Here is an 11949-nt window from a genome sequence, read left to right on the forward strand (position 1 = left end):
TGAAAGCTAAAACAAAAAGCCATGAAGACCCTGAATCTATTCCTTTTGCTTATGCTGTGGAGCTGGGTGCTTTTCGCCCAGAGGAACTACCAGAAAAATGACCATGTGTCCCTATCGTCCGAAAAAACCGGCGATTATTACCGTGTCAACTACCGATTCAAAGACCAATGGGGAAACATGCAGCACTTCAAACTGCATTTCGATGCAACCGCCACCGAACAGATGAACGCCCGCTTCGGCATCCCCCGATGGATGTTCGATCGCTGGACGGTTACCCCCGAGAACGTCGCAGAAAGGCAGCGGGTGATGCAGCAAGGCATGTTCCGCAGGTTCGACAACTACCTCAAAGCGGATTACGATGCCATCGTGGGTTATTACGCACCCGTGTTTGGGAAACCCATTGCCGAACTCATCCGGGCACAGCTGCGGGCCATGGACAAAGACAACCGCCTGAACCGGATTGAAATGGCCATGAAGTTCGTGCAGGACATTCCATACGGCGTACCCAAAGACCGTAAAGCAGGTCTTCACCGGGGGGGCATCCATACCCCGCCCGAGGTACTCATCTCGGGTTACGGCGATTGCGACTCCAAGACCCTGCTCTTTGCGGCTATACTCTCCTACCTTATCGACCCCGAAGACATCTTGTTTTTCCTGCAAGATAACCACGTGCTTGCGTTTGTGGCGGTAGACGGCCATAATCCAGGAGGTACCTTTCTCATAGAAAACGGAAGGCGCTACTACATGGCCGAAACTGTCGGTCCCGGACGGCGCAGGCTGGGAGAGTCCGCCAGAGGTGACCAGCGGACGGGAGCAATCATTCCATTCAAATTCCAACCCCATGCGGTAGCACAGGTGTCGGCACTTCCGGGAAACGAAGCTTCTTATGAACCTGGGAAATACGAAATCGTTTTTGAGAATCGATCGCGCAAGAAAGTGTTGGTCATGCTCTATGTGCAGAACGAGCAGGGAGCGTGGGAAATTAAAGCCTGGTACCCCCTCAAACACAAAGAAAGGGTCAAACTGGCCGATACGCCCAACGACCATTTCTTCTACTACGCCGTAGATGAGAAAAGGCGATGGCTCTGGAACGGAACGGATAAGCTGCTGGAGTATAAGGGGACCGTTTTTGGATTGAAAAGGAAACAGATAGACGCAACAAAAGGATTCGGTACACATACCATTACCCTCACATGACGGTAGCAGCCCGTGCTAGCCTGTTTTGCTCCGTAGGATTTGCCAACACCATAAAAGTAAATCTAAATATTAAATACATCAAAACCCTGCTAAGGGAACAAAACCCCTGGCAGGGTTGCAATCAAACCGCTAAAGAAAATGAAAAATCTACTTATCGCCTTGATCCTTGTTTTCGGTGGTCAGTTTTGCCAGGCACAAAGCTGTAACTATGCAGGGGCTGCCGGACATGGGCAACGCTACCCCGCCTCGCCCTATGCCAAACAAGTGGTGCTTTCCATTTGCAAAACGCTTGGGGTTCCCTACATAGAAACCGTAGCGACTGACCGGGGAAATGCTTTTGCCTCCCACTCCTACGGAATACCCATTATCGGGTACAATGAGCACTTTATGGGATACTTGCAGCTACACAACCAATGCGCACCTATTTCGGTGATGGCGCACGAAGTAGGACACCACCTCAACATGGACTTGAGTTGGTATGGCTCATTCAAACACCCCTGGACCAGGGAGTTACAAGCTGATTTCGTTTCGGGCTATGTACTGGCCAAAATGGGCTGCTCGCTATACGACGCGCAATCCGCCTTTAGGGTGATGTTCGCCTGGATGGGTAGTGCCTCCCACCCCGATACGCCCCGCAGGATGGCGGCCATGCAGCAAGGCTACCAACAGGCACTGATGGGAAACTAGCCAAGCTTACAAAACCCCACAAGCCCTGCCCCCGACTACCCTGAACCAAATAAGCGCCTAAGAAACAACAGGTTTCCATTTTTCCTTAGGCCATCTATTCCTACTTCTGGATATCGGAGGATTTTATCTCCGAATACTACCCTCCGCATTTTTACTGTCCCTGAGCGCTTCACTACTTTTTTTGAAAAAAAGCTTGCCGCAACCGTGTGAAGGGGGCTGTGAGCGGGATTACTGGTGAATGCAAACCAAAATCCATAGAAACCATGAAAAAATCTGCAGTAACATTCGCCTTTGTTCTTTTCTTTTTCGTGTTCATGACTGAGATATCCTTCGGCCAGGTTGTAAAATTGAAGTCCACCGCCCTCGCAATGAAAGTCAAGAATGATGACAACCGATGGAGTGACTGGTCCGATTGGGAAAGTACTTCTGTCTTGATCGTAGCCGATGATAGCCGCATCACCGTATATTCGAAAGAAAAACAGGTATACGATATCATCGAAAACGAAGGAAAAAAAACCGATAGCGATGGCGACGATGTTTTGACCTTCTCCTGTATCAACGAAGACGGTGCCAGGTGCCGCTTGCGACTGATTAAACGCAACAGCCAAAACGGTGAAGCCCAGCTATATGTCGATTTCAACGACATGAAATGGGTATACAACCTCGAGTTACTGGAAACCTAAGATCATCGGATGTGGCAAAGCAAGGGGCCCTCTTGCTTTGCTGCATACCAATCAAAAATCGCTGCTTTCCAGCAGATCATCCGCCAGGCAATCAACCGAACATGTTTCTTTTCTGATTACAACCAACCACCTGGTTTAAAAAATCCCACGAAATTCTTAAAAAGGCCTTGCACTGCAAGCGAAAGGTTTCTAAATTAGGTAGTTAGAAAATCCGGATTACCATGCACCGACTCCTTTTTATACTTGTCTGCACTATACTATCGACTACTGTCCTTCCCGCCCAAACCCCACTACTCGATGCCATCAAAGACAAGGATCTGCCGGAAGTGCAGCTACTGCTGGAAGCGGGGGCGGATGTAAACGCCCTGGATAAGAACGGTGCGACCCCGCTTATGTGGGCGGCCTATCGGGCCGATCTGGAAATGGTACAATGGCTGGTAGATTACGGAGCCGACCCCTTCCTGAAAAAAGGGGTGATTTACCTGAACGAAGAAAAAACGGCATCCTACGGCAACCTCACGGGCTTAGCCGCAGGGGAAGGCAAACTGGAACTGCTCCGCTACTTGATCGAGGAAGTGGGGATTGCTGTAGACGACAGGGAATACAACCCCGAAACCGGCCAGGAAGATGGTTGGACAGCGGCGCAATGGGCAGATAGCAGGGCACAAAGTGAGGTGATGGCCTACCTGGAAAATAATGCGGACCTCAGCTTCCTGGCAGACACGTTACGCGATATCAATTTAGATATCAGGAACGGGAACACCTTTTATGCCGCTTCAAGTTACAGGGCCTCCATGGTACTGTACGGGAAACATATCAGAACCCTTAAGGAAACTTTTGGTGCAACGGATACCACAACCTATTCGAAGTTCCTTTTTGCACTGGCACACTCTTGTAAACAATCGGGTTATTACGAGAAAGCGGAGCCATACTATTCCGAGCTGACCGCGCTCTGGAAATCGGTTGTGGGGAAAAACCACCCCGACTATGCCAGCTCCCTAAACAACTTGGCGAATCTGTACAAAAGCATGGGCCGATACGCAGAGGCCGAACCGCTGTACACCCAGGCCCTGGAAATCAGGAAGGCACAACTGGGGGAAGACCACCCTTCTTACGCCACCTCCCTATACAATCTGGCCGGGCTATATAAAAGCATGGAACGTTACGCCGATACCGAACCGCTGTACCTTCGGTGCATAGAAATCGAAAAAGTACAACTCGGTGAAGAACACCCCGACTATGCCACCTCCCTAAACAACTTGGCGGAACTGTACAAAAACATGGGTCGCTACACCGAGGCAGAACCGCTATACACGCAGGCCATGGAAATCTATAAAGTACAACTCGGCGATGACCACCCTTCTTACGCCACCTCCCTATACAATCTGGCCGGGCTATATAAAAGCATGGAACGTTACATCGACGCTGAGCCGATGTACCTCAAAACCATAGAAATCAGGAAAACAAAACTCGGTGATGACCATCCCGACTATGCCATCTCCCTGAACAACTTGGCGGAGCTGTACAAAAACATGGGCCGCTACGACGAGGCAGTGCCGCTGTACACCCAGGCCCTGGAAATCAGAAAAAACCAACTTGGCGACAACCACCCCATCTATGCCAGCTCCCTTACCGACCTCGCTAATCTCTATTATAGCATGGACCGCTATACAGAGGCAGAGCCCCTATACACGTAGGCCACGGGAATCTATAAGGTAAAACTCGGCGATGAGCACCCTTCTTACGCCACCTCCCTGAACAACCTGGCAACGCTGTATTACACGATGGACCGTTACGAAGAGGCAGAGCCGCTAATGCTTAAGGCCGTCGAAATTAGGAAAGTGCAACTGGGCGAAGGCAACCCTGAATATGCCACCTCCCTGAACAACCTGGCAACGATGTACGCTGAGATGGGCCGCTATGCCGATGCCGAGCCGTTGTACCTACAGTCCACCGAAATCAGGAAGGCGCAACTGGGGGAAGACCATCCCGACTATGCCGCCTCCTTGAACAATCTGGCAACACTGTATTACACGATGGACCGTTACGAAGAGGCAGAGCCGCTGATTCTTAAGGCCGTCGAAATTAGGAAAGCGAAACCGGGCGAAGACCACCCCGACTATGCCACCTCCCTGAACAACCTCGCAACGCTATTTAAAAGCATGGGCCGGTACCACGAGGCTGAGCCGCTGTACAAACAATCCATGGGAATCCGAAAAACGCAACTGCGCGAAGACCATCCCTCCTATGCCCAATCCCTTAACGACCTGGCTTTGCTATACCAAATCATGGGCCGGTACACCGAGGCAGAGCCGCTGTATGCGCAAGCCATAGAAATCGATAAAGTGCAACTGGGAGAAGATCACCGAAATTTTGCCACCTCCTTAAACAACCTGGCAATGCTCTATGAAGACATGGGCCGGTACGACGAGGCTGAGACGCTATACACGCAAGCTCTGGACACTAGGAAAACGCAACTGGGAGAAAACCACCCCGACTACGCCAACTCCCTGAATAACCTGGCCTTGCTTTACAAAAGCATGCGCCGGTACGGCCATGCTGAGTCCCTGTGCGAACAGGCCCTGGAAATCCGAAAAGCGCAGCTTGGCGAATACCATCCCGACTATGCCACTTCCCTGAACAACCTAGCCTTGCTGTACCGAAGCATGGGCCGGTACGACGAGGCAGAGCCGCTGTACACGCAGGCCAGGGGGATCTATAAAACGAAACTAGGCGAGGATCACCCTAACTATGCCACCTCCCTTAATAACCTGGCTTTACTGTACAAAAACATGGGCCGCTACAACGAGGCAGAGCCGCTTCTGTTGCAAGGCCAGCAAGTGTACCTCCACCAACTCCGGAACGTTTTTCCCAGCCTTTCCGAGAAGGAAAAGGAGCAGTTCCTAAATACTTTTAATTTCAATTTCGAGCTATTCCACTCCTTTGCCGGGAAGAGGCACGGGAGCAACCCCGCCATCACCGCCACTCAGTACGACAATGCCTTGTTGCTGAAAGGACTGCTGCTTCAAAGTAGTTCGCAGATGCGGGAACGCATCCTTGCCGGCGGGGATACCACCGCAATCTGTTTGTTCGAAGACTGGCAGGCGCTCAAACGGCAGTGGCTCAAGGAGTCGGAAATACCCAAAAGCGAACGGGAACAGGTGGGCATCGTCCCAGACGCTACCCTGGAAAAAGCCAATACGCTGGAAAAAGAACTTTCCCGCCGTTCGGAGGCCTTCGCCGAGGCGATAGACACGGTGCGCACCACCTGGTGGGAGGTGCAACAAGAGCTGAAGCCCGGCGAATCCGCTATCGAACTGATCCGATACACCTGGCACGATAAAAATTGGACGGACACGGTGCATTACGCCGCCCTGATCGTTACCCCCGATACGAAAGGGCATCCCCACCTTGTGCTGCTGGAGAACGGCAACGAACTGGAAGCGCAGGGTGCGCAAAGCTACAAGTCCGCTTTTGCCACGCGGGGCGCAAGCCGGGTCGCGGGAGGTGACAATCCTATTCCCGCCGATTCGCTCTATGCCTACTTCTGGCAGCCCATCCAGACCGCGCTAGATTCCCTGGGCGGGGCCGGAAAAGTCTACCTCTCTCCCGACGGGGTGTACCATACACTTAACCTGCAGACCCTTAAAAACCCCGAAACAGGTCGATACCTCCTGGAAACCCTCGACATTGAACGGGTAGGCTCCACCAAAAACCTGGTTAAAAAGAAAAAACAGCCGGCCCCCAACAACAACGCCGTACTGGCGGGTTATCCATCCTACCCCGCTTCCCCCGAAGCCGTGGCTTCCGCCCAGAAGCGGTTCCAGCAGGGACAGGCAGCACGGATACTCACCGCCTCACTGGGCAGCAGCGGTTACGGCACCTACCAAACCTACCGCGCCATCGATGCCAGCCGGAGCAGCATCAGTCCCCTTCCTGGCACCCTTACTGAGGTAGAGCAGGTGGCTTCCATCCTCGATGGGGAGGGCATACCTACCCTGGCCCTGTTGGAAAATGCCGCTTCCGAGGATCTGCTAAAAAAAGTGAAAAGCCCCCGCATCCTCCATATCGCCACCCACGGGTTCTTCGAGCCCCAAAGGGAACAGCAAGCCGAAGGCCTCAACCGAGAGATGCTGATGAGCGGGCTGGGGCAGGAGACCGTTACCGAGAACCCTTACCTTCGCTGCGGCCTCTACCTGGCCGGGGCGGAGACCACGCTGAAGAACCGCGGCAACTTGGACTTCCAGCGTCCAGCTGGGCAGGAGGACGGCATCCTTACGGCCTACGAAGCCACCCTGCTTGACCTGCGGGGCACCGAGCTGGTGGTACTATCCGCCTGTGAGACGGGGCTAGGCGTCACCAAAAATGGGGAAGGTGTTTACGGCCTGCAGCGCGCCTTTCAGATAGCCGGAGCCGAAACGGTTATCTTCTCCCTCTGGAAGATCGCCGACCAACAGACCCAGGAGATGATGGGGCTATTCTACAAAAACTGGCTACAAAAAGACATGACCAAACGCCAGGCATTCAAAGCCGCCCAACAGACCATTAAGGAGAAATACGAAGACCCCTACTTCTGGGGGGCTTTTGTGATGATTGGGGGGTGATGTTTACAGAATTAAACCTTTACGCGTGTTAAAAAAACCACTATTTCGTTAAGAATGCCTTGCAGGGCAATCGAAAGGTTTCTAAATTAGGTACTTAGAACTTCCGACCTACCATGTACCGACTCCTTTTTTTTCTTGTTTTTAGTGTATTAGCCACGACTTCACTCCGAGCCCAAACTCCGCTCCTCAATGCCATCAAAGCCGGACACCTGCCCCAGGTCCAGGAACTGGTGGAAGCGGGGTCGGATGTAAACGCCCTGGATGCGAACGGCGCGACCCCGCTTATGTGGGCGGCCTATCGGGCCGATCTGGAACTGGTACAATGGCTGGTCGATAACGGCGCCGACCCTTTCCTGAAAAAAGGTGTGATTTATCTGAACGAAGAAAAAACCGCGTACTATGGCAACCTGACGGGAATTGCAGCTGGAGAAGGCAAGCTAGATATGCTCCGTTACCTAATTGAAGAGGTGGGCATTGCCGTGGATGACAAGGAATACAACCTCGAAACCGGCCATGAAGACGGCTGGACAGCAGCGCAATGGGCAAACAACTCGAATGAACAGGCCATATTGGTTTTTTTGAAAGGTGAAAATGCCGATATGGCATTTTTAAATAGCTACTACAATTTAGCAACCAAATCATCTCGGCTTAGCCAAGAGGGCCGCTATGAAGAGGCACTGGTATATGCGGAAAAATCAGTTATTGCTGCCAGAGATGAATTCGGTATGGATCATCCCAGCTTTGCTACCTCCCTCAACAACTTGGCACTGGTTTATAATAGTTTAGAACGCTACAAGGATGCAGAGCCGCTTTTCCGGAGGGCTACCGAGACCTATAAACAGCAACTGGGGGAAGATCACCCATTCTATGTCCAAGCCCTCGAAAACTTGGCAGGATCGTTACAAAGTATTGGCCGCTATGCGGAGGCCGAGCCGCTCTATATAAAGTACTCCCAGATTTACAAGCAACAACTTGGGGAAGACCATCTAGACTATGGCAGATCCCTCAAAAACTTGGCGGAGCTATATGTGGACATGCGTAGCTATGAGGAGGCCGAGCCACTTTATCAACAGGTCTTGAAAATATTAGAAAACCAACTGGGCGAATCGCACCCCTATTATACTGTTTCTCTCAACAATTTGGCAGAACTATATAAAGATATGGGGTACTACCGGGAGGCAGAAACCCTCTATCGTAAGATCACCGAAATTTATAAGCGAGAAATGGGGGAAGATAATCCCGACTATGCCAAGTCAATCAACAACTTAGCTATCTTTTTATATGAAAACATGGGCCGATACGGGGAGGCAGAACAGCTAATGCATAATGCCACCGAAATCACGAAGCACCAACTGGGGGAAAATCACTTCGATTATGCAACCTCCCTAAACAACCTGGCTTTGCTGTACCGAAGCATGGGCCGCTACGCAGGGATCGAAAAGCTCTTTAGTAAGGCCATCGAAATTTACAAGCGGGAACTCGGGGAAGACCACCCCGAGTATGCCACACTCCTCAACAACTTAGCTCTTTTCTTGTGCGAAAACATGGGCAACTGCAGGAAGGCAGAGCCACTCATGCACCAGGCCACAGAAATTATGGAGAAGCAACTTGGGGAAGACCATCCCGACTTTGCCAACTCCCTAAACAATCTGGCGTTGCTTTACGGAAGAATGGGCCGCTATGCAGGGGGCGAGGCGCTCTATCTTGAGGCCATCGAAATTTACAAGCGGGAACTGGGAGAAGATCATCCCGATTATGCCAACTCCCTCAATAACTTGGCATATCTCTACAATAGTATGGGTCGCTACAGGGAGGCAGAACAGCTCTATCGCAATGCCACCGAAATCATAAAGCAGGAACTGGGGAAAGAAAATATATATTATGCCACCTCTTTAGGCAACCTTGCAGATTTGTACCAGAATATGGGACGCTATAAGGAAGGTGAACTCCTCTTCCTACAAGGATTACAAATCAGAAAAAAACAATTTGGTGAAAAACACATATATTATGCCACCGGTCTAGGCGAACTTGCAGGGTTGTACCGGAAAATGGGCCGCTATGGGGAAGGTGAACTCCTCTTACTACAAGCATTGCAAATCAGAAAAAAACAATTTGGTGAAAAACACATATATTATGCTAGATACTTAGCTAATTTGGCAACCCTTTATATAGACAGAGGGAGCTACAGAGATGCGGAACAACTCTTTCTCCAATCCATGGAAATCAGTAAAAAACAATTGGGGGAAGACCATCCTAACTATGCTACTTCATTGGCAAACATTGCAGTGCTATATGAAATTATGGGCCGATACGCCGAGGCAGAGCCGCTTTACATGCAGGCCATGGAAATCAAGGAGGCGAAACTGGGCGAAGACCACCCAGGCTATGCCACCTCCCTTAACAACCTGGCTGCCCTGTATAAAAAAATGGGACGATATTTCGAGTCCGAAATCTTATTATTAAAAACCAAGGAAAGCTTTAAAAAAACACTGGGGAAAGACCACCCAGACTATGCCACAGCTCTGAACAACTTAGCAGAACTATATCGTAGCTTGGGTCGCTACGAGGAAGCCGAACCCCTTTACATCAATTCCATGCAAATTGGGAAGCAGCAACTTGGGGAGGATCACCCCAACTATGCCCAAAACCTGAACAACCTAGCCTTGCTTTATAGTAGCATGGGCCAGTATAAGAAAGCAGAGCCACTTTACACACAGGCCACCGAAATCATGAAAGCGCAACTTGGGGAAGACCACCCCGACTATGCCCAATCCCTGAACAACTTGGCAGGATTGTACCGAAGCAAAGGTCGGTACGCCGAGGCTGAGCCGATGTACACGCAGGCCATGGGAATCCAAAAAGCGCAACTGGGCGAAGACCACCCTGACTATGCCAGCTCACTGAATAACCTGGCTTTACTGTACAAAAACATGGGCCGATACAACGAGGCAGAGCCACTTCTGTTGAAAGGCCAACAAGTGTACCTCCACCAACTCCAGACCGTTTTCCCCAGCCTTTCCGAGAAGGAAAAGGAGCAGTTCCTCAATACCTTCAATTACTACTTTGAACATTTCCACTCCTTTGCCGGGAAGCGGCAAGAGGGAAACCCCGCCATCACCGCCACTCAGTTTGACAATACCCTGTTGCTGAAAGGGCTTTTGGTCCAAAGCAGCGCACAAATGCAGGAACGCATCCTCGCCAGTGGGGATACCACCGCTATCCGTCTGTTCGAAGACTGGCAGGCGCTGAAACGGCAGTGGCTCAAAGAATCGGAAATACCCAAAAGCGAACGGGAACAGGCGGGCATTGCCCCGGATGCTACCTTGGCTCAGGCCAATACGCTGGAAAAAGAACTTTCCCGCCGTTCGGAGGCCTTTGCCGAGGCGACAGACACGGTGCGCACTACCTGGCAGGGTATACAACAAGAGCTGAAGCAGGGCGAGGCCGCCATCGAATTGATCCGATACAGGTGGCACAATAAAAACTGGACGGATACGGTCCATTACGCCGCCCTGATCGTTACGCCCAAGATGAAAAAGCATCCCCACCTGGTGCTGCTGGAAAACGGCACCAAACTGGAAGAGCGGGGCGCACAGAGCTACCAGTCCGCTTTTGCCACGCGGGGCGCAAGCCGGGTGGCGGATGGCGATAATCCCATCCCCGCCGATTCGCTCTATGCCTATTTCTGGCAGCCCATTCAGGAAGCACTCGATTCTCTGGGCGGAGCCGGGAAAGTCTACCTCTCCCCCGATGGCGTGTACCATACGCTGAACCTACAGGCCCTAAAAAATCCCGAGACAGGCCAATACCTCCTGGAAACCCTCGAGATCGAACGGGTCGGCTCCACCAAGGACCTGGTCAAAAAGAAAAAGCAGCGTCCTAACAACAATAACGCCGTATTGGCGGGCTATCCCAGCTACCCTGCTTCGCCCGAAGCCGTGGCCGCTGCACTGCAGCGTTACCAGCAGGAGCAGGCAATGCCTGTGCTCACGGCTTCCCTCGGCAACAGCAACTATGGAACCTACCAGACCTACCGCGCCATCGACTCGACCAGAAGCGATATCAAGCCCCTGCCCGGCACCCTGGCCGAGGTAGAACAACTGGCTTCCATCCTCGACGGGGAGGGCATTCCTACCCAGGCCCTGTTGAAGCATGCGGCTTCCGAGGATGTGCTAAAAAAAGTGAAAAGCCCCCGTATCCTCCACATCGCCACCCACGGGTTCTTCGAGCCGGAGCGCGAACAGCAAGCCGAAGGCCTCAAAAAGGACATGCTTATGAGCGGACTGGGACAGGAAACCGTCTCCGACAACCCCTATTTGCGCTGCGGCCTCTACCTGGCCGGGGCGGAGACCACGCTCAAGAATCGCAGCAATCCGGACTTCCAGCGGCCAGCAGGACAGGAAGACGGTATCCTCACGGCCTACGAGGCCACCCTGCTCGACCTGCGGTGTACCGAACTGGTCGTACTCTCCGCCTGTGAGACGGGGCTGGGTGTCACCAAAAACGGGGAGGGCGTCTACGGCCTGCAGCGCGCCTTCCAGGTAGCCGGAGCAGAAACCGTTATCTTCTCCCTCTGGAAGGTCGCCGACAAACAGACCCAGGAGATGATGGGCCTGTTTTACCAAAACTGGCTACAAAAAGGCCTGGACAAGCGCCAGGCTTTCAAAGCCGCCCAGCAGACCATCAAGGAAAAATACGAGGATCCCTACTTCTGGGGGGCTTTTTTGATGATTGGTAGTTAAAATCCTTCTTCCAGTAACGCCTAAAAAAATTATTTT

The 11949-nt window shown here is 51.9% G+C and carries 6 protein-coding genes; all 6 read left to right on the forward strand.

The window, feature by feature from the left end; translation table 11 throughout:
• The first annotated feature begins 21 nt into the window (after positions 1–21).
• The 6 genes from G9Q97_RS19360 (at position 22) to G9Q97_RS19385 (ending at position 11913) form a co-directional block, all read left to right on the forward strand.
• A complete protein-coding gene (locus tag G9Q97_RS19360; RefSeq protein ID WP_166149883.1) occupies positions 22–1197 on the forward strand; it encodes a hypothetical protein in 1176 nt (391 codons plus the stop codon).
• A gap of 138 nt (positions 1198–1335) precedes the next feature.
• Positions 1336–1884, forward strand: coding sequence for a M48 family metalloprotease (locus tag G9Q97_RS19365; protein ID WP_166149885.1), 549 nt, complete (start codon positions 1336–1338; stop codon positions 1882–1884).
• A gap of 263 nt (positions 1885–2147) precedes the next feature.
• The gene (locus tag G9Q97_RS19370) at positions 2148–2567 is read left to right on the forward strand and encodes a hypothetical protein (RefSeq protein WP_166149887.1); all 420 of its coding nucleotides are present in this window, start codon (positions 2148–2150) and stop codon (positions 2565–2567) included.
• Positions 2568–2788: 221 nt separating this feature from the next.
• Complete coding sequence (locus G9Q97_RS24890; RefSeq protein ID WP_222852031.1) at positions 2789–4264, forward strand: tetratricopeptide repeat protein; 1476 nt, start codon at positions 2789–2791, stop codon at positions 4262–4264.
• 9 nt (positions 4265–4273) lie between these two features.
• The gene (locus G9Q97_RS25310; RefSeq protein WP_317168784.1) at positions 4274–7171 is read left to right on the forward strand and encodes a CHAT domain-containing tetratricopeptide repeat protein; all 2898 of its coding nucleotides are present in this window, start codon (positions 4274–4276) and stop codon (positions 7169–7171) included.
• A 113-nt stretch (positions 7172–7284) separates the two neighbouring features.
• Positions 7285–11913, forward strand: coding sequence for a tetratricopeptide repeat protein (locus G9Q97_RS19385; RefSeq protein WP_166149889.1), 4629 nt, complete (start codon positions 7285–7287; stop codon positions 11911–11913).
• The last annotated feature ends 36 nt before the right edge of the window (positions 11914–11949 follow it).

This window comes from Cyclobacterium plantarum (assembly GCF_011290685.1).
Lineage (GTDB): Bacteria > Bacteroidota > Bacteroidia > Cytophagales > Cyclobacteriaceae > Cyclobacterium > Cyclobacterium plantarum.